Origin of the sequence: Wukongibacter baidiensis, from assembly GCF_050888315.1 — a bacterium.
Classification (GTDB): domain Bacteria; phylum Bacillota; class Clostridia; order Peptostreptococcales; family Caminicellaceae; genus Wukongibacter; species Wukongibacter baidiensis.
The window spans coordinates 2192622-2211731 of sequence record NZ_CP138202.1 but is presented as its reverse complement, the minus strand read 5'-3'; the positions used below and the strand labels follow the sequence as shown (position 1 = coordinate 2211731).

23 protein-coding genes and 1 riboswitch are annotated in these 19110 nt (G+C 32.9%); of the genes, 22 read left to right on the top strand and 1 reads right to left on the bottom strand.

The genetic code is table 11. The annotated features are described in order from the left end of the window. The first annotated feature begins 122 nt into the window (after nucleotides 1-122). The 5 genes from R9X47_RS09980 (at nucleotide 123) to R9X47_RS09960 (ending at nucleotide 5286) form a co-directional block, all read left to right on the top strand. Entirely contained in the window at nucleotides 123-1037 is a 915-nt protein-coding gene (locus R9X47_RS09980) for a DMT family transporter (protein WP_432666656.1), read from the top strand. Between the two features lie 233 nt (nucleotides 1038-1270). Continuing rightward, complete coding sequence (locus tag R9X47_RS09975) at nucleotides 1271-1753, top strand: MarR family winged helix-turn-helix transcriptional regulator (RefSeq protein ID WP_432666655.1); 483 nt, start codon at nucleotides 1271-1273, stop codon at nucleotides 1751-1753. Between the two features lie 84 nt (nucleotides 1754-1837). Next, entirely contained in the window at nucleotides 1838-3013 is a 1176-nt protein-coding gene (locus R9X47_RS09970) for an ArsA family ATPase (protein ID WP_432666654.1), read from the top strand. Further along, the gene (locus tag R9X47_RS09965; protein WP_432666653.1) at nucleotides 3006-3224 is read left to right on the top strand and encodes a hypothetical protein; all 219 of its coding nucleotides are present in this window, start codon (nucleotides 3006-3008) and stop codon (nucleotides 3222-3224) included. Before R9X47_RS09970 ends, R9X47_RS09965 begins: the two co-directional genes overlap by 8 nt. A 115-nt stretch (nucleotides 3225-3339) precedes the next feature. After that, nucleotides 3340-5286 (top strand): GTP-binding protein, encoded by a 1947-nt coding sequence (locus R9X47_RS09960; RefSeq protein ID WP_432666652.1) that lies wholly within the window; start codon nucleotides 3340-3342, stop codon nucleotides 5284-5286. 70 nt (nucleotides 5287-5356) lie between these two features. On the opposite strand, the gene R9X47_RS09955 is transcribed toward R9X47_RS09960, so the two are convergent. Then, the gene (locus tag R9X47_RS09955; RefSeq protein ID WP_432666651.1) at nucleotides 5357-5914 is read right to left on the bottom strand and encodes a DUF3795 domain-containing protein; all 558 of its coding nucleotides are present in this window, start codon (nucleotides 5912-5914) and stop codon (nucleotides 5357-5359) included. Nucleotides 5915-6198: 284 nt separating this feature from the next. On the opposite strand from R9X47_RS09955, the gene R9X47_RS09950 reads away from it, so the two are divergent. From R9X47_RS09950 to R9X47_RS09870, 17 genes are all read left to right on the top strand, one after another. After that, on the top strand, nucleotides 6199-6564 hold the full coding sequence (locus R9X47_RS09950; protein ID WP_432666650.1) for an ArsR/SmtB family transcription factor: 366 nt from the start codon (nucleotides 6199-6201) through the stop codon (nucleotides 6562-6564). Between the two features lie 32 nt (nucleotides 6565-6596). Beyond that, nucleotides 6597-7082 (top strand): permease, encoded by a 486-nt coding sequence (locus R9X47_RS09945; protein WP_432666649.1) that lies wholly within the window; start codon nucleotides 6597-6599, stop codon nucleotides 7080-7082. Further along, nucleotides 7079-7609: a permease gene (locus R9X47_RS09940; RefSeq protein WP_432666648.1), complete on the top strand. Its 531-nt coding sequence runs from the start codon at nucleotides 7079-7081 to the stop codon at nucleotides 7607-7609. Before R9X47_RS09945 ends, R9X47_RS09940 begins: the two co-directional genes overlap by 4 nt. Nucleotides 7610-7749: 140 nt before the next feature. After that, a complete protein-coding gene (locus R9X47_RS09935; protein ID WP_432666647.1) occupies nucleotides 7750-7968 on the top strand; it encodes a zinc ribbon domain-containing protein in 219 nt (72 codons plus the stop codon). Nucleotides 7969-7981: 13 nt separating this feature from the next. After that, nucleotides 7982-8860, top strand: a complete 879-nt coding sequence (locus tag R9X47_RS09930; protein ID WP_432666646.1) for a hypothetical protein — start codon at nucleotides 7982-7984, stop codon at nucleotides 8858-8860. Nucleotides 8861-8940: 80 nt separating this feature from the next. Further along, nucleotides 8941-10059: an NADase-type glycan-binding domain-containing protein gene (locus R9X47_RS09925; RefSeq protein ID WP_432666645.1), complete on the top strand. Its 1119-nt coding sequence runs from the start codon at nucleotides 8941-8943 to the stop codon at nucleotides 10057-10059. A gap of 67 nt (nucleotides 10060-10126) precedes the next feature. Then, entirely contained in the window at nucleotides 10127-10921 is a 795-nt protein-coding gene (locus tag R9X47_RS09920) for a hypothetical protein (protein ID WP_432666644.1), read from the top strand. 117 nt (nucleotides 10922-11038) lie between these two features. Continuing rightward, nucleotides 11039-11368, top strand: coding sequence for a tRNA-binding protein (locus R9X47_RS09915; protein WP_432666643.1), 330 nt, complete (start codon nucleotides 11039-11041; stop codon nucleotides 11366-11368). 243 nt (nucleotides 11369-11611) lie between these two features. Continuing rightward, entirely contained in the window at nucleotides 11612-12040 is a 429-nt protein-coding gene (locus R9X47_RS09910) for a MarR family winged helix-turn-helix transcriptional regulator (RefSeq protein ID WP_432666642.1), read from the top strand. A 153-nt stretch (nucleotides 12041-12193) separates the two neighbouring features. Further along, on the top strand, nucleotides 12194-12757 hold the full coding sequence (locus R9X47_RS09905; protein ID WP_432666641.1) for a nitroreductase family protein: 564 nt from the start codon (nucleotides 12194-12196) through the stop codon (nucleotides 12755-12757). A gap of 44 nt (nucleotides 12758-12801) precedes the next feature. Further along, nucleotides 12802-13023: a NifU family protein gene (locus tag R9X47_RS09900; protein ID WP_432667616.1), complete on the top strand. Its 222-nt coding sequence runs from the start codon at nucleotides 12802-12804 to the stop codon at nucleotides 13021-13023. A gap of 235 nt (nucleotides 13024-13258) precedes the next feature. Beyond that, on the top strand, nucleotides 13259-13660 hold the full coding sequence (locus tag R9X47_RS09895) for a MerR family transcriptional regulator (protein WP_432666640.1): 402 nt from the start codon (nucleotides 13259-13261) through the stop codon (nucleotides 13658-13660). A gap of 23 nt (nucleotides 13661-13683) precedes the next feature. After that, entirely contained in the window at nucleotides 13684-14844 is a 1161-nt protein-coding gene (locus R9X47_RS09890) for an iron-containing alcohol dehydrogenase (protein WP_432666639.1), read from the top strand. Between the two features lie 214 nt (nucleotides 14845-15058). Further along, nucleotides 15059-15144, top strand: a riboswitch (cyclic di-GMP riboswitch). 172 nt (nucleotides 15145-15316) lie between these two features. Beyond that, nucleotides 15317-15679, top strand: a complete 363-nt coding sequence (locus R9X47_RS09885) for a Na-translocating system protein MpsC family protein (RefSeq protein ID WP_432666638.1) — start codon at nucleotides 15317-15319, stop codon at nucleotides 15677-15679. A 199-nt stretch (nucleotides 15680-15878) separates the two neighbouring features. Then, nucleotides 15879-16328: a PAS domain S-box protein gene (locus R9X47_RS09880; RefSeq protein WP_432666637.1), complete on the top strand. Its 450-nt coding sequence runs from the start codon at nucleotides 15879-15881 to the stop codon at nucleotides 16326-16328. 15 nt (nucleotides 16329-16343) lie between these two features. Continuing rightward, nucleotides 16344-18623, top strand: coding sequence for a methyl-accepting chemotaxis protein (locus R9X47_RS09875; RefSeq protein ID WP_432666636.1), 2280 nt, complete (start codon nucleotides 16344-16346; stop codon nucleotides 18621-18623). A 37-nt stretch (nucleotides 18624-18660) separates the two neighbouring features. Further along, a complete protein-coding gene (locus R9X47_RS09870) occupies nucleotides 18661-19110 on the top strand; it encodes a chemotaxis protein CheW (RefSeq protein WP_432666635.1) in 450 nt (149 codons plus the stop codon).

The window sequence follows — 19110 nt, the reverse complement described above, 5'->3', positions numbered from 1 at the left end:
AGAATGTGAGATCTTTATCGTATTATATACAGATTAATATGTTAAGATTTATTAATTGCTTGTTAGAACCTTTTGTTGTAGAATTATTTAGTGACACTATACAACCAAAGGAAGGTAGAACTATGACAGAAAAAGAAAGATATTTACCATACCTAGCGGGTACTGGAATGGCTTTGATATTTGGATTTTCATTTTTGTTTACGAAGGAAGCTTTATCTGAAGTTGGCACGTTTCATTTATTAGGCTTTAGGTTTGGTATGGCAGCAATGGTATTATTAATTTTGAAGATGGCTAAGGTTATCAAGGTTGACTATAAAGGAAAAGAGCTCCATAAGCTTGTAGCAATTTCGTTGGCCCAACCAGTAACATATTTCATTTTTGAAGTCTTTGGAATAAAGCTGACTAATTCCTCAGAAGCTGGGATGATGATAGCTTTAATCCCTGTAGTAGTAACGATATTGGCAGCAATATTTTTAAAGGAGTTTCCTAGCAAGATACAAGTATTCTTTGTAGGATTATCAGTTGTAGGTGCGATTTTTATTATTATTATGAAGAGTAGTGAAATAGGCTCGAATGTTGTTGGAACGATTGTACTTTTATTAGCGGTATTATGTGCATCTATATTTAATATATTATCAAGAAAGTATTCAACGGATTTTAAGCCTGTAGAAATTACCTTTGCAATGATGTGGATTGGTGCAATAACCTTTAATGTAATTGCTGTAATCCAGCACCTTCTTAAGGGAGAAATATCAAATTATTTTGTACCGCTATTAAACATGAAAGTGTTTTCAGCAGTAATTTATTTAGGAATATTATCTTCGGTTATAGCATTCTTTTTAGTAAACTATACTTTATCTAAGATTGAAGCTTCTCGATCAGCTGTTTTTGCAAACCTATCAAGTGTGACATCGATCATTGCAGGTGTCTTAATAAGACAAGAACCATTTTTCTGGTACCAGTTTGCTGGAGCGGTTATGATTTTGTCGGGAGTTTGGGGAACGAATTATTTTGGAAGTAAAGTTAGTGAAAAGTAGTAACAAAGGAAATATGGTAAGATTGTCTGAATAATATATTAAAGGTATTAGAAAGATTAAGAATCTAAACTAGCTCTTAAAGGCGGTTTAGATTCTTTTTAGTTATAGGAGAATAAGGTTAAGTTGCCTATAACATTATTTTCCATACAAAAATAGTTTGACATTAAAAGAAATAAATATTATACTAAAAACAAATATTACTAAACTCGAAATATTTGGATGGTGAAGTTGTTGTGGAGCATAATAAAATAATGGATATGATTCTTGATAATATGAAAAAACTCTTTTTTCCTGAAGATTGGCTTCAAATAGACATGAAGCTGTCAAAAACTGAGTTGTTTGCAATGTTTATTGTTGAACGTCACGGTGAGGTCATTATGAGTAAAATATCCGATGAAATTAATGTATCAATGAGTACAGCTACGGGTATAATAGATAGACTAGTTAAAAAGAAGTATTTAAAGAGAGAAAGAAGCGATCTTGATAGACGTATTGTCCTTATAAAGTTAACAGAAAAGGGACAAAAGACTATAGAAGAGTTAAAAGAGACTATGAGCAAATATTTGAATAGAATATATGATGTACTAACCGATGAGGAAATTAGAGTGCTTAGTAATATTTTTATTAAAGTGCTAAATACATTTAGTGAAGATGAAGAAACAGAAAACAAGCAAAACAAGGAAAAAGCAAAAATAAAGAAAATCGAGATTGAGTAAATGCCCATTTCATATGGGCTTCATATAAATGAAATACTTCGAGTTACGTAATATTCATAAAGGGAAATAAAAGGAGGCTTTTCTATGAGAATAATACTTTATACTGGTAAAGGCGGAGTAGGTAAAACGAGTGTTGCTGCAGCTACAGCCATAAAAAGCGCACAAAGTGGTAAGAAGACTTTGGTTATGAGTACTGATCCAGCCCACAGCTTAGGAGATGCCTTAGATATACCTTTAAGTTCAGAACCAAAGGAAATTATGGAAAATATGTGGGCTCAAGAAATAAGTTCAATCCATGAGATGGAGAAGGGGTGGAAGACGGTTCAAGATTATCTTACAACGCTTTTTACATCGAAGGCTGTAAAGGATATTACAACTGAGGAACTGACAATTTTTCCAGGGATGGAAGATCTGCTTAGTTTACTTAGGATCTTGGACTATTATAAAAATAATACCTTTGATGTAATTATTGTAGACTGTGCTCCTACTGGAGAAACCTTAAAGCTTTTGAGTTTCCCAGATATGCTTAGATGGTGGATGGATAAGTTATTCCCACTTAAACGTAAGGCCCTGAAGATTTTTAGACCAATATCACAACCGTTACTAGGAGTACCAATGCCGGAAGACTCAGTTATGGGAGAGATTGAAAGTATTTATAGAAAACTGGATGAAATGAGGAATGTATTTACAAATAAAGAAGTAACGAGTATACGTATTGTCGTGAACCCAGAAAAGATGGTTATAAAGGAAGCTCAGAGAAGCTTTACCTATCTAAATATTTATGATTTTAATGTGGATGCAATTATGGTAAACAGAGTGATAACAGAGGAAATCAATGATAGTTACCTAGATACTTGGAAAACAATTCATAAGAAACATTTGAAGACTATTGAAGAAATTTTTTCTCCGATACCAATTTATATAGCTCCTTTATTTGATAAAGAGGTTGTAGGGCTAGGTATGCTTACAAAGATGGGAGACACCATATTCAAGAAAGAGAATGCTGTAAACATTAAGTATAGCAATCGAGTTCAAAGTGTTGAGAAAATAGATGATGGATATATATATTCTGTTTATATGCCATTCTTAAACAAAAATGACTTAGATCTAAACCAAAAGGGTGATGAAGTGATTATTAGAGCTGGAGATATTAAAAGAAATATAATACTTCCACGTGCATTGATGAATCTATCTATTAAGGGTGCTAAATTCGAAGACGAGACATTAAAAATAAGATTTGGATGTGATGAAGATGACTAAGGAATTACTAAAAAATCTAATCGCTTTGAAACTGAAAATAGTAGATGAAATATTAGATTCCATTCCAGTAGTGTCAGATAGTGTAGTTAAAAGGTACTATAAGGATTTTGTAGGTGTTGTGAATGAAGCTACCGGGGAGTATATTAAAGAAGCAAAGCCGTATAAAAAGAATAAGGACGAAAAAAAGTTAAAGACTATTGATATCGAATAAAGAAAGCTTTAGAGAAATAACTAGACGTTCTTAATTAAGGACGTCTTTTTTTGATATAATCAATTTATATAAGTTACGAAAAATCTATATATAAAACTTAAATTGAGGTGTCGAAATGAACAAAACAATTGGAGTACTAGCCCATGTGGATGCAGGTAAAACTACATTTTCAGAAGGGCTTCTATATCATACAAATACCATTAGACAAAGGGGAAGAGTAGACCATAAGAATTCATATCTAGATAATCATGAAATAGAAAAAGAAAGAGGAATAACAATATTTTCAGATCAAGCCCTTATAGAATATAAAGGAGACACCTATTATCTAATAGATACTCCTGGTCATGTGGATTTTTCACCAGAGATGGAGAGGTCTATAATGGTAATGGATTATGCCGTAATAATAATTAGTGCAGTGGAAGGTGTGCAGGGACATACAGAAACAGTATGGCAACTCCTCAAAAAGCATAAAGTACCGACCTTCATCTTTATCAATAAAATCGACAGAGTAGGAGCAGATATAGAAAGAGTACTAGAAGAAATAAAGGGAAACCTAACAGACGATGTATGTTATATTCAGAATTCTATTGATGATGACTTACATGAAGAGACCGTAGAGTTTGTGGCTGAGAGAGATGAAGATCTTCTAGAACTATACATGGAAGGCAAATACGATAAAGAGCTGTGGATAAGCCATATGAAGAAAATGATTAAAGAAAGTAATATGTATATCTGCTCAGGTGGTTCTGCACTACAGGATAAGGGTGTAATAGAATTTTTTGATAACATTCATAGACTCACAGAAACTAGTTACAATAATGAAGGGTTTAAAGGGCGAATATATAAAATAGGTCATGAAAAAAACGGAAACAAAATAACCTATATGAAAATCCTAAGGGGAAGTATAAATGTTAGAGATGAGATAAGCTATAGAAATGGTGAAGATGAATTAAGTGAAAAGATAACCCAGATAAGAATATATAATGGGGCAAAATATAAGGCTGTAGATAGTGCTAATGCAGGCCAATTAGTTGGAATAATGGGATTATCTAAGACTTTTGCTGGATTAGGATTAGGAGATACTAACGAAGATACTGTCTATAACATGATACCTACTTTAAAGTCTAAAGTGATATTTGACACTTCATTGAATGTAAAGGAAGTTGTTAAAGCCTTTAATATATTAAATGAGGAAGACCCTTCTTTAAAAGTTACTTGGGAAGAAGAACTTGGAGAGATACACATCCATGTGATGGGTCCAATACAGTTGGAAATATTGGAGAAGACGGTAAAGGATAGATTTAACTTTTCTGTAGAGTTTGGTGAACCAAAGATTTTATACAAAGAAACTATAGATGGTGAGGTAGTCGGATATGGTCATTTTGAACCTCTTGGACACTATGCCGAAGTCCATCTTAAAATAGAGTCAGGAGAACGAAATGGTGGTATGAAATATGAAAATCTATGCCATGCAGACCATTTGACTAAGGGAAATCAAAATCTTGTAAAGCACCACATATTTGAAAGAAGCCATAGAGGCATACTTACAGGGAGTTCCTTAACCGATCTGAAGATATCTCTCAAGACGGGAAGGGCCCATAATAAACATACTAGTGGTGGAGATTTCAGACAAGCCACCTACAGAGCTTTAAGACAGGGGCTGGAAAAGGCTGATAATATACTTCTAGAGCCGTATTATGATTTCAAGATAAAAGTTAGTTTGGATTATATGGGTAGAGTTTTATCAGACATACAAAAGGCAAATGGGAGTTTTGAACCTCCAGAGACTAAAGGCGAGAACGTTATTATAAAGGGGAGGGTTCCTGTAGCTACCTTTATGAATTATCCTACAGAGCTAATGGATATTACTGGTGGAAAGGGGATGTTAAATCTAGTTTATGGTGGATATGATATATGCCATAATACAGAGGAAGTTATAGAAAAGATTAGTTATGACAAAAATGCAGATATAGAATATAGCTCGTCTTCTATCTTTTGTTCAAAGGGGAAAGGTTATGTAGTTCCTTGGGACAGAGCGGAAGAAGAGATGCATTGCTTATAAAATAATACAGAAAGTAAAAAGAATTAGCTATTTGTTTTTTTATAGCTAATTTTTTTGATGGAGCCATTCACTATGTGTCACAACCATATTTTTTTCTTTGCCATGAATAATATTTATTACCTCGTGGGGAAATTGCTTCGAAACCTTTCTCTTTAATGATTTTTAAGTTATCTTCTATTACATATCCATAATTATGCTTAAGTAAATTCAGCTTCTCACAATTTTTAAATTCTTCACATTCCCAACAACCATCATATCCTTTGGAGATAATACACTTTAATGCACTACACTTATGTGTATTTCCACCAATCGAACATCCAGATATCTCTTGGCAAGTTGTTTTGCATTGTAATTTTATTATGTTGTCAAGGACGTTCATAAACTCTGGCATTTGATTAAATGTATCAAAATGTTTACCTATCTTATACCAAGCCTGATCTTTGCTCAAATCAAAATGTTCTCCCAATGCTTCCCATCCACTTTTAATACTAAGCAGACCGAGAAAAGTATCAAAATCATATTCTCTAATTAAGTCTCTTAAATTTTTTGCAGCTTCAAAAATTTCACTCTTATAAAATAAACAATCACAGCACGTTAAGCCACAAGGACATACTAACTTCTTATCCATAGATTCTCATCCTCCTTTAAACTTCATTTATGACCAAGTACTAATACTTGATACTATTAAAGTATCACAAATTTCAGATTATTGCAATATATTTACTAAACTCAAGGCTATTACTTTTTTATAATACATTTTTTATACTTAACTATCTATCAAAACTCTCTCACAACTCATGTGTACTATATTTAAGTCCTTTATATTGATGAACATTTTGACCTTGACATCCCCAGTTTTAAAGATTATTATTTTAATTAAGTGATTACTTAATTAAAATAAAGGAGCAAACAATGGAAAAAATAGTACAGATGTTTAAGGCCCTTGGAGATGAGACAAGATTGAAAATATTAATTATACTCTCTAGGAGTAGTATATGTGCTAAAGGAATTGCAAAGCACTTAGACATTTCGGAGGCAGCAGTATCTCAACATATAAGAGTTCTTAAGGAAGCTGGAATTGTTGTTGGAGAAAAGGTAGGATATTATGTTCATTATGACCTACAGGAATCGAAGCTTTTAGAAATTATAGAATTCATTGAGCAAATGAACAAGGATCATATGATGAACAGTTTTGAGTTAGATATGCATATACCTAACAAATGTAAAGCGTCCTGTAAGTCAAGTAAAAATAAGTGTTGTCAAAAAGGGGATAAGTAAATTCTAAAAAGAGGATTAAGGAGGAGTAAAGGATGAATAGTAGCATGATGTATATAGTAGTTGTAGTGCTTTTACTTATTTCTTATGTCAAAGATAAGAAAAAGACCAAAATGGCTCTAAAGAAGGCTTGGAAATCATTTAATAACATTTTGCCACAATTTCTAGGTGTGATAATGTTCGTAGGCATATTACTCTCTGTATTTAATGCTGAATTGATATCAAAAATAGTAGGCAGTGAATCGGGATGGATAGGCGTGATTTTTTCAGCTGTTGTTGGGGCAATTACATTGATTCCTGGATTTGTGGCATTTCCAACAGCGGCCATGCTATTAAAGAGTGGAGCAGGATATATGCAAATAGGTGCATTTGTGTCTACCTTGATGATGGTAGGTGTTGTAACAGCACCAGTTGAAATGAAGTATTTTGGTAAAAGGCTTACTATTATCAGAAATGTATTATCATTTCTATTTTCCTTTGTTGTTGCATATGTAATTGGAAAGGTGGCTAGTGGGATATGAATTTTTTAAAAAAGTATAGATTTGCTTTTATTATTGGCTTTGCTATGATTGTTCTATATCTTGTTAATAGAGAAATAGGAGTAAAGGCAGTTCAGATTACAGGGTATAGCTTTAAGGAAATGATTTCGATTATTCCTCAAGTATTCATACTTTTAGGATTATTGGATGTATGGGTCTCAAAGGAAACGATGATGAAGTATATGGGTGAGAAATCGGGAATAAAGGGTATAGTTTTAGCCATTTTATTAGGCTCCGCAGCTGCGGGACCGTTGTATGGTGCATTTCCAATTGCAGCGGTATTCATGAAAAAAGGTGTTAAATTTAATAACGTACTAATTTTTATCGGAGCATGGTCTACTACAAAAATTCCTATGTTCTTATTTGAACTTTCCTCACTAGGAGCAAAGTTTGCTGTTACTAGGTTACTTGTAGATATTCCAGGGATTATAGTGATTGCATATATTTTATCTTCAGTAGTTGATAGTGCAGAAGTAAAAAGAATATATGAAAATGCTGAATCAATGTAAAGTTTCTAATCATTGTTTCACAAATCTTAATATAATATGAATTATCTTTACAAAACCCTACGGATTAAGAAAATTGCATTATAATGTAAATATGAAAAAAGATAACATTACTTGAAGTAATGAAAGGGGCAATGAATAAAATGGAAAAGCAATTTGATTGCTTAAGGTGTAAAGCTCAAATGCAGTATTTAAAGGAGTATCGTTTCGATTCTCAAGACAACAATAGGGGATTATTCGGTGCATTGTTTGATGTAGAAGAGCACTTGATTTTTGATGTATATGTATGTCCTAAATGCAGACATACAGAATTTTTCTATACAGGAATAAGAGAAGGTCTTGATGAATGGAATGATTGGTAGGAGATAAATACAAATGAGATGGTTTGACTGGATAATTACATTGTTTTTAATATCAAGTGTTATTTTTATTATGGCAAAAATGAAGGACGATGAGGAACCTTATTATGTCTTAAAGATTATACTCTATTACTTGCTTGGGGCCTTTAGATTTTCTTTCAATCAAATACACATGCCCCTCGGGTTTATTATTTTTTTCTTGTTTTTACGTAGTCCTCAAAACAATCAAAGAGGGAAAAGATATGCAGCAGGCCTTGGGTTGATTGCCTTTGCCGTAGCATTGATAATCCCTGCTATTGGTGAGTCATATTATGAACGTACACGATATGTAGAGCTTGAGACTACCAATGTATATGAATTCAACTTTCAAAGTCATTGGCAAGAGGTTGCAGAAAAACTGGAACTAAATGAGAATGCTATGAGTAGAGCACGGATAGAGGAGCTAGATATTGACTATACGGAAAAGGGAGAGCTTAAAAGACTTAGCTATGAAGTAACATGGACAAAAGAAGGTAAATTGCACCATGCAAGGATTAGCTTTCATGAAGGAAAGAAGAAGTTTAGCATAAGGGCAGTAAAGATAGAGGAATGGCTTCAGTATGATAGATTAATAAGTGCAAAGAAGTTATTTGAGATGTTAGACCAGATTGAAATAGAGGATTTAACGCCTAAAGGGAATTTCTCATATTACAGTTTAAGGTCTGGAGAATGGGGTAGCTTTGGAGCTAGTAATGGAAAGAACTTTATTGTTGAAGAGAATAAGATTGTGCCATTCACAGGAGAATTACCGGTTAAATGTTATTGGATTGTAACCTTCGGCATGAAGCAAACAGGAGAATATAGTTATAGTTCCGCAGATGAGCACTACTATTTATTTAATGTACATTATGAGTGATAAAGTAAATGATTTGAATGAGTGTGAGTTTTTTATAATATGGAAAAAAATAGATCTAAGGGCTTAAGGGAGAGACTGTTATGAAAAAAATTATAGTGATTTTACTGATTTTTAACTTACTAATAATGGGATGCAGTAGTAAAAAGAATGAGATAAATAAAGCTTTTGCTGAGGAAAAAGTAGCAACTTCAGAAGAAAATAAAGCAATAGAAGAAGCAATGAAAAATCAAGAAAACCAAAAGATTAAAGCTTATAATACATATTATTTTAAGCAATATGAACTTGTAAATGGGACTATGGGCGATTTTGTCCTTGAGGCCTATGATAAAGATGGAGAGCTTCTTTGGAATAAAAAATGGACGGATTTAGCTCTTACAGAGTTAAGTTTGGCTTCTAGGCCAGCGGTAAAGGATAATAATGTTTATATAGGTGTATATGGAACACTATATGCAATCGATGGGGAAACAGGCGAAGAATTGTGGAGTGCCAAAGACATAGGCTCTATTTCAAAACCTTATATAAACAAAGATAGAGTATATGTATCTGGCTACTATGGTCCATTTTTAACATGTGTGGATATTCATTCTGGAAAACAGATATGGCAATATAATAATGAAGATATGTATTGGCCAACAGGGGTTCTAGAGATTGACGGTAAAATAGTAGTTGAGTATGAAGATAGTAATGATGGTATAAAACTAGCAACATTTAATGAAGATGGAACCTTAGTAAGTGCAATGAATGGCAGTTTATCAGAAAAAATCATTAGGTGGGAGAAAGTTGAAGCGTCAAGTGTTCTAGATTCTAATTTTAAGAGATATGGAGCGGGGAATATATCAGATAAAAGAAATGAAACAGCTTGGGTTGAAGGTGTAAAAGGCTATGGTATAAATGAATGGATAAAGATGGAGAGTAGTTTAAATAAAGAGGTAAATGAAATTAAAATATTAAATGGATATCATAAGACTATAGAGACTTATGAAAACAATGGAAGATTAAAAAAAGTCAGATTAGATTTTAGTAACGATGAATATTTGATTTGTGAGACAGTAGATAAAGACAAAGAATCTTTATTTAGTAGAGAAAATATAACATTAGCGAAACCAATTAATACAGATTTCATTAAACTTACAATCTTAGATACATTTGAAGGAAAAAAATATCAAGATACATGCATAAGTGAAATAATTGCAAAATAAACGATCAATTCAAGCCTGTACTGTAGTATTTCCATTATTATAAGGACTATATTAGGAGGAGATATTAATGAAATATAATAGACAAATGATAAAGAAGTTCACGATTATAGTTCTTTCAATTTTGTGTATTACTTATTTAAGCAGTTGTCAGGCTAATAAAGTTGTAAGTTCTAAGATTGATATTGAGGTCGAAAAAAGCGAGATCTATGAATTAATCCTAACAACTGAGCATGCAATAATACATATAGATAAAGACTATCTTACAAAACTAGAAATGGTAGATTTAGCAGAAAAAATCGAACAGGGTATTAATGATGTAAAAAATTATCTAGGTGATAAATATATTAGAAAAGATGTTTCTAAGGAAAAAGTAGAATATTATATTAAAAAAAGAAAAGATGCTGGTAGGTCAAGTGCTTTCGGTGGTGATATAGAATTAATTAAAGTTAAAGAAAAAAGATCACCATATGTACATGAGACTGTACATGTATTAGCATCACGTAACATAGACACAAAATATTGGCTGTTTGAGGGTTTAGCTGTGCATCTACAAGATATTTTTGGAGAAAATCCCTCACAACCTAATATGGGTACTGATATTGATAAATTAGCTAAAGAAATTTTAGAGAATGGTGTGTCTGATGATTTATTGACCTTTAAGAATGAATTTGCGTATGGTGGCAAAGCAAGGGGATTCTATATACTATCTGCATCATTAGTAAAGTATATAGAGAATGAATATGGTAAAGAGAAGCTTCTAAGAATTTATTATTCAGAAGATATAGGAGACGTTACTGGCAAATCATTTGAAGATATAAAAAATGGATGGATGGAGTATTTAAAAAAATCAGCTAAAAAATAACCTGATTTAGGAAAATATTTCACAAGAAATAAATATATAATAATACCTAAGGGAACTGTATTTAAATATGGTTCTCTATTTAATTTAGCATGAAAAATTGATGAGGAGGATATTAAGATGATTACTTTTGATGATTTCATGAAGTTAGACATAAGAGTTGGAGAAATTATAGATGCTAAGATCTTTGAAAAGGCAAGAAAACCAGCATATAAGGTATGGGTCGATTTTGGGGAGGAAATTGGAATAAGGAAATCGAGCGCACAAATTACTAAATGTTATAAAGCTGAGGAACTTATAGGTAAACAAGTTTTGGGAGTAGTTAATTTTCCTAAAAAGCAAATTGGTGACTTTATGTCAGAGGTGTTGGTTTTAGGGGTCTATGCGGACCAAGGAGTAGTATTGATTCAACCAGAACAACCTGTTAAAAATGGAGATAGATTAGGGTAATTTAATATCTATAGAGTTTAAGAGATATTAGAGTAAATATTTATTTGAAATTATGAATGTTGAAAGACAATTGTCAACCTTGATTTTACAGGTTCAACAGCTAAACTACGGTTACATATGGGAATAGAAATGAAATAGAAAGGATACAATAATGATTATCAATTTTATAGTTGCTATTGACAAGAGAAAAGAAATATATTAATATTTGTATGTACAAACATAATTAGAGAAGGTGTTAATTCTATGCCAGAAGAAAAATTGGGTTGTTGCTTATTTTTCACTGCTAATAAATTAGCAAGGATAATAACAAAGATGGGAGAGGAAGAATTTACTAAAACGGGGCTCTCACCGAACTACGCATTTTTGTTAGTAGCTGTATATAATTACCCAGGTATATCACCAAAAGAAATTTCACAAAAACTGCATATTGCCCCTTCAACCATTACAAGATTTGTTGACAAACTAGAAAGCAAAGGCTTAGTAACTAGAAAATATGAGGGCAAGAAATCATATATTTACTTAACTGAAAAGGGAATTGAAATTCAAGAGGAAATAAGTAAATGTTGGGAAAACTTGTATCATAGATACTCTAAGTCAATAGGTTATGAGGAAGGAAAAGAATTAACCCTACTTATAAACGATGTATCTGACAAGTTAGAAGATGAGAAGTAGAGTAGTTATGGGATGTTAACTTGGTAAAACATAGGATTTATTGCTACTAATTATTATTGTATGTACAAACAAATATATTTGTTTTAATCTGTCGTATGAAAAAGTAAGATATGATAAATTAAAAAATATTTATATATAAAAGGAGAATGTCACTTGAAAAATCAAACATTAGAAGTAATAAGAAGTAGAAGAACCACAAGGAAGTTTAAACTAGAGCAAATAAAGGAGGAAGAATTACAAGCTATACTTGAGGCAGGAATCTATTCACCAAGTGCACATAATGACCAACCTTGGAACTTTACTGTGATACAAAACCAAGAATTGATGAAGGAATTAAATAAAGAATCGAAGGAAATAGCAAAGAGCTTTGAGGATGAGATGATACAAAAGATGGCCAACAATGAAAAGTTTGATATTTTTTACAAAGCGCCAACAATAGTAGTGGTATCTGGTAGAGAAGATGCAATGATGCCAGAAGTTGATTGTGCAGCTGCAACTGAAAACATGTTAATAGCTGCTGAATCTCTTGATGTAGGCGGTTGCTGGAATGGATTCGTAGGATTTTTATTTAACAGTGAAAAAGGAGAGGAATACAAAGAGAGATTAAATATTCCTAAAGGATATAAGCCATATTATGCAGTAGCGCTAGGGTATAAGGAAGTGAGAGCTACAAACGCACCAAAGCGAAGAGAAAATACAATACAATATATAAGATAAATGCTTTAGTAAAAAATTTGAAGTGAAAGAGAGGAGGATTTATGATGGAAAATAAAATAATTGAAACATTAGAAAAAGTACGTCCTATGCTTCAAAGAGATGGCGGGGATGTTAAGTTTGTAAGTTTTAGTGATGATGGTACTGTAAAAGTTCAATTACAGGGTGCTTGTGGAGGTTGTCCAGGAGCAACTATGACATTGAAAATGGTAATTGAGAGAGTGTTGAAACAAGAAATACCTGAAGTAAAAGAAGTAGTTGGTGTATAGATAAAAAAGTAGTCAACATTGCACAATGTTGACTACTTTTTTATAATTTCTGTTAAGTGTTTAAACAAAGCCTACTTTGGGAATCTTTATAAAAGACTTTCTTCTTATTGACTATATATGTCAGAATTTAGTTTGTAAAAGTCAAATGTTATTTATAACAAGACCTTGACTTAAAGTTTACTCTAACCTATATAATAATCTTAGTAGAGTTTTTCTAAAAATTTGAGGTGATAGAATGAGCTATTCTATAGGTCAGACATCTAAGAAGGTAGGCTTAAGCACACATACATTGAGATATTATGAAAAAGAAGGTCTTATTCCGCCAATCAAAAAGAATATAAATGGTGTAAGGGTGTACAGCGATAATGATATCGGAAAGATTGAGTTTGTTCGTTGTCTAAAGGAAACGGGTATGACGATAGCCGATATTCGAGATATTATTAATTTGCATGATCAAAACAATACTCACAGGACGATCTCTCGTAAAAAAGAGATTTTAACGAGGCATCGCCAAAAAGTATTAGAGGATCTAGATAAGTTAAATAAGTATCTTGATAAAATTGACAAAAAGATAGAAATCTTAGGCCATAGTGGATGCTCTCAATGCTCTACAAGGTCTAATGAAGATAATAAATAGGGTAATAAGGAGATGAAGAAAACATGTTAGATTTTAACTATAATAACAAAACGGAAATCATCTTTGGAAAAGGGACAGAATCGACTGTAGGAATTGAATCTAAGAAATATGGTAAGAAAATTCTATTGCATTATGGTGGCGGTAGTATTAAAAGAACTGGCCTCTATTCAAGAATAGTTACGAGTCTTCAAGATGAAAATATAGAGTTTATAGAACTTGGAGGTGTAAAGCCTAATCCAAGGCTCTCACTGGTTAGGGAAGGTATTAGAATGTGTAAAGAACAAGGTGTTGATTTTATATTAGCCGTTGGTGGAGGAAGTGTTATTGATTCTGCTAAGGCCATTGCTGCAGGAACTGTATATGATGGTGACGTTTGGGACTTCTTTAGTGGAACGGCCGTAAGTAAAGCATTACCAATAGGTGTTGTATTAACTATACCTGCGGCAGGTAGCGAGACTAGTAATGGTGCGGTCATTACAAATGAAGAAGGGTGGCTGAAGAGAGCTATGGGGAGTTTGGTACTGCGCCCTCAGTTTGCCATCATGAATCCAGAATTAACCTTTACATTACCAGCTTATCAGACTTCATGTGGAGCTGTAGACATCATGGCCCATGTAATGGAGAGATACTTTACAAATACAAAGAATGTAGACTTTACAGATCGTCTTTGCGAGGCAACATTAAAAACAATGATTCATAATACTCCAAAGGCATTAAAAGAACCAGAAGATTATAATTCACGTGCAGAAATAATGTGGGCAAGCACCATTGCACACAATGGTCTGTTAGATACAGGCCGTGAAAGTGATTGGGCGTCACATAATATTGAGCATGAGCTAAGTGGTATATATGATATTGCCCACGGAGCTGGGCTAGCAATTATTTTTCCTGCATGGATGAAATATTGCTTACAAAAGAATCCTGATAAGCTTGTCCAGTATGCAGTGAGAGTATGGGATGTTGAGTACAATCCTGAAAACCATAAAGAGATTGCAATAGAGGGAATTCGTCGCTTTGAGGTCTTCCTTAAATCCATAGAAATGCCTATTAGATTAAGTGAAATTGATATAAGTGATGACCGTTTTGAAGAAATGGCTCTTAAGGCTGCTGGGTCAAATACAATAGGTAGCTATGTAAAGCTTGATAAAGATGCTATTAAGGAAATATACGAACTTGCAAAATAGCAAATAGAGCTTGTTTTAAAAGTCGAAATTCGTAGTTAAATGTCGTAGTTTGTATAAAAAAATAATTTTATATGAGAAATTGTTAAAATTAAATCTAACTTTGGCAAAAATTGTTGACATTAAACATTAAATAATATATATTTGAATTATAGTAAATAGTACAAAGGACCTATAAAGATTAAAAGTGTACTAAAAAACAATAGAATAAAGTTTGAAACGATAATGGCAAACTTACTGAAAGGTAAGGACGCAAAGCCATGTGTCTAAGGGATAAGATCCTATGATTGACAGGTTGCCGAAGGAACATTAACGTATATGGGTTATTTTTGATACCCATTAGTTATTATGTCAAAAAAGGCATCTATGAAATCATAGATGCCTTTTATATATTTAAACCCAGATTAAATGCTTAGTAATCTGAGCAGATTGTATAATTAACTTATCCAAAAATTTATAGTAAAGTTGTGATTATATGGCGGTTGCGACCTTTAAGGCTAAAAGAATAAAACAACAGAATAAAATAATCAGCTTTATGTCTAACTTTATGAAGAATAAACTTGGCAGAGGACCTCAAAATATTAAAGTGAAAATACTAGAGGATATTATTGAGGTGGAGTTTAAGGGATATCTTGTAGACATAGAAAAAAGCTTATTAGGAAATAAGGATCCTGAGGATATAAGGTTTGTTAATGAAATAAGAGAGAGATTCTTTGCAAAAAATATAAATTTTATCGAAGAATATATATCTGAGATAGTCGAAAAGGAAGTTAAATTTCTTTTTGCTTATAGAAGCCCAATTGAAGATGTGGCGAAGCTAACATTAATAATTGAATAAGGCTGGCAGGACTGATTGACAAGAAAAAAAGATAAAATCTTGGCTTGACGTACACCGGGGTAGTAGATGGTATCAAATCCGATACCGTATATTATGCTGGTTTTTTATATGAGGTTATTTCTCAAAGAGAAATCCGACCAAAACGAAGGGGTTCGATTAATCTGAGTAATTTTTATAAAGTGGCTAAGGAGGAGAAAACATGTCCAAAGAAATGACGTGGAGTGATATTAACTTTTTCAACTATCTGCCTATACCAATACTTATTTTCAATCAAAAATATAAAGTGGTTTTTTCTAATGAAGCGGCTGTCAATTTATATGGGTATAGTGATGAAGAGTTTAAAAATCTTTATATAAGGGACTTAAAGGTTCCGGAAGATGAAAAACAAAGGGTAGATGCAATCATGAAGTATTTCTTCAATGAACAGAAGAATCATAGAGTTATAACCAAACATAAAACTAAGGATGAAAAATTAATAGATGTTGATATTCAAACTACTATACTGGAAGTAAATGATGAGATTTTTTTAGTAGAATGCATAAGAGAATTTACAGAACAAAAGGAGGTTTTAAGAACCTATGAAAGAGCTGTTGATATTATGTCTAAGGTGGTAAAAGACTTGACTGAAGTTGAACAAATAAATTTTTAAGAGGGAGGCAATAGCATGCAAACTAAAAAAGGTTTTAGATTAATGTCAAAATTAATGGTGTATTTTCTAATTTTAATTATTGTGCCGGTATCGGCAGTAGGATTTTACTCCTACAGAAGTACCAGCAGCAGCTTAAAGCATGAGGCTGAAATCAATCTGAAAACTGAGCTGAATGGAGTAGTTGATAAGATAAAACTTGAGATGAATAGCATTGAAAAACTTAGTAACACATTGAGTCAATTGCCATCCATTATAAAATACTCAGATGAAGTTAAAAGTGGTCAAGTAGATAATGAAACCTTGGAACTTACCAAAAAAACCTTGAAGGAATTTAGAGGAGCAATTGAAGATATATCTGAAGAAATAGTAATTATAAATAATAGTGGGACAGTGATACTTGACTCAAGTGATGGTGCAAATATTGGAATTGATGTATCTAAGAGAGAATATTTTAGAGAAAGTATAACAGGTAAAAGCTATTGGAATGAAGTCGTAATGTCTAAATTAACAAATAAGCCTGTAACTATCTATAGTATTCCATTGAGAACAAGCAGTAAAGAAATAGTAGGTGTAATAGGGATAGTAATCAAATTTGAAAGTATATCAAATGTTGTGAAGGAAGTTAATGTAGGGGAAACTGGATATGCATATATGATTGACTCGAAGGGAGTGCTTCTTCAGCATCCAAAGGAAGATAAGATACTGAAAGAAAATTTAGGATCTAGCAGTAGTACGGAGTTGAATGAACAAGTTAAAAGAATGATAAATGGTGAAGAGCACTACGGTTTTTATACATATGAGGGGATATATAAGCTTAATATGTACAAGCCTGTTGGAAGCTGGTCTGTAGCTGTAAATATACCTGTAAAGGAATATATGGCGACTGCAGTAGACATTAGAAATAAGACACTAGCTATATCAATAGCCGGTATAATACTAGGAATATTGGTAGCCTACTATGTATCTAGACAAATTACAAATCCTATTAAAACATTGATGAACTTGATGTCAGAGGCTGAAAGCGGAGACCTTACTGTAACTGCTGATGTAAAGACAAGAGATGAGATAGGGGATTTAGCGAACAGTTTTAATAACATGATAAATGGACAAAGAAATGCAATGGAAGAAGTTTTAGCAACCGCAAATCAGCTAGGAAGTTCTTCTCAAGAGACAAGCAGTATTTCCGAGGAAATGGCCTCTTCAGCACAAAATCAATCAACCCTTATAGGGGAATTAACAAATACGATGAATGAAATGAGTAGATCAGTAGGAGAGGTTGCTGAAAGTGCAAGTGAAATGGCCCATAACACAAGTGATATAAATAATTCTGTAGTGGAGCTGAGAAAGACCTCAAACGATGTAGAAGAAAGTACACAAGCGACTGTAGAAAATATAGTGGATATTATGGGTGCAATAAAACAAATGAATACTTCAATAGAATCTGTTGCTAGTAACTCAAACAATGCAAGTAAAGAAGCAGAGGATACTGTAAAGATTGCAGATGAAGGTAAAAAAGCAGTGAGCAATACAATCACCGAAATGGATAGTATAAATAAGGGGATGGAGAATTTAACCCAAGTAATTAAAGGTTTAGGTAAAGCTGCAGTACAGATAGGAGATATAGTTGAGGTTATTGATGACATTGCAGAACAAACCAATCTACTAGCCCTAAATGCGTCAATTGAAGCTGCCAGAGCAGGAGAACACGGAAAAGGATTTGCTGTGGTAGCAGGGGCAATAGGAGCATTGGCGGAGAAGTCAGGCGAAGCTACTAAGGATATAACAGATTTAATCAGAAGAATACAGGAACAGGTAGATAATGCAGTTAGTACGGCAAACGAAGGAGCAAAGCAGGTAGACAATGGAGTTAATCTAGTAAAGGATACTGGTATAGCCTTAGATAAAATATTTGAAGCAATAAATACTACTACAAGTCTAATTAAAGAAATAGCTTCATCTACGGAAGAGCAGACTGTTGCAAGTAAGTCTATTATGGAAGCTATTGAAAAGGTTAATGAATTATCTACTCAAGTTTCTACGGCAGTACAATATCAAATACAGTCAATCGATTCAGTAGTTGTTACAGTAGAAAGTTTAAACTCTATATCACAAGAAGTTGCTAGTGCAGCTGAGGAGCAAGCGGCAGCAAGTCAAGAAATATTAGCAACCACTGAAAATATCAATCATATGAGCGGGGAAGTGTCTGCTGGTAGTGAAGAAACTGCTGCAACGGCAGAAAGCCTAGCGGATCATTCCAATAAATTAGTAGAGGTTGTATCTCAATTCAAAATATAACTACGAGAATAAAAAACATTTAAAGAGGGGGGAAATAATGACTGAAAAACAATATGTGGTTTTCTCCTTGGGCAGTGAAGAATATGGACTTAATATACTTAAGGTAAGTGAAATCAATAGACTAAAGGAACTGGAAATTACAAAGGTACCTAAGACTCCTGAACATATAGAAGGAATAATTAACTTAAGAGGTGATGTGGTTCCAATAGTGAATCTAAGAAAGAAGTTTAAAATCGAGCTTAAGAAGCTAGATAAGCAAACAAGAATAGTGGTTGTAAAAATCGACTCTAAGAATATTGGATTTTTAGTTGATAGTGTATCCCACGTTATAACATTTGAAGAAGAGGAATTTTCTGCGCCGCCTGAGGAAATTGCTATTGATTCTAACTACATCACAGGAGTGGGAAAGAAAGGCAAAAGAATGGTATTTTTACTGGATATAGATAAACTGCTTAATACTAGTGACGACCTAAAAAGGGGTAAATAG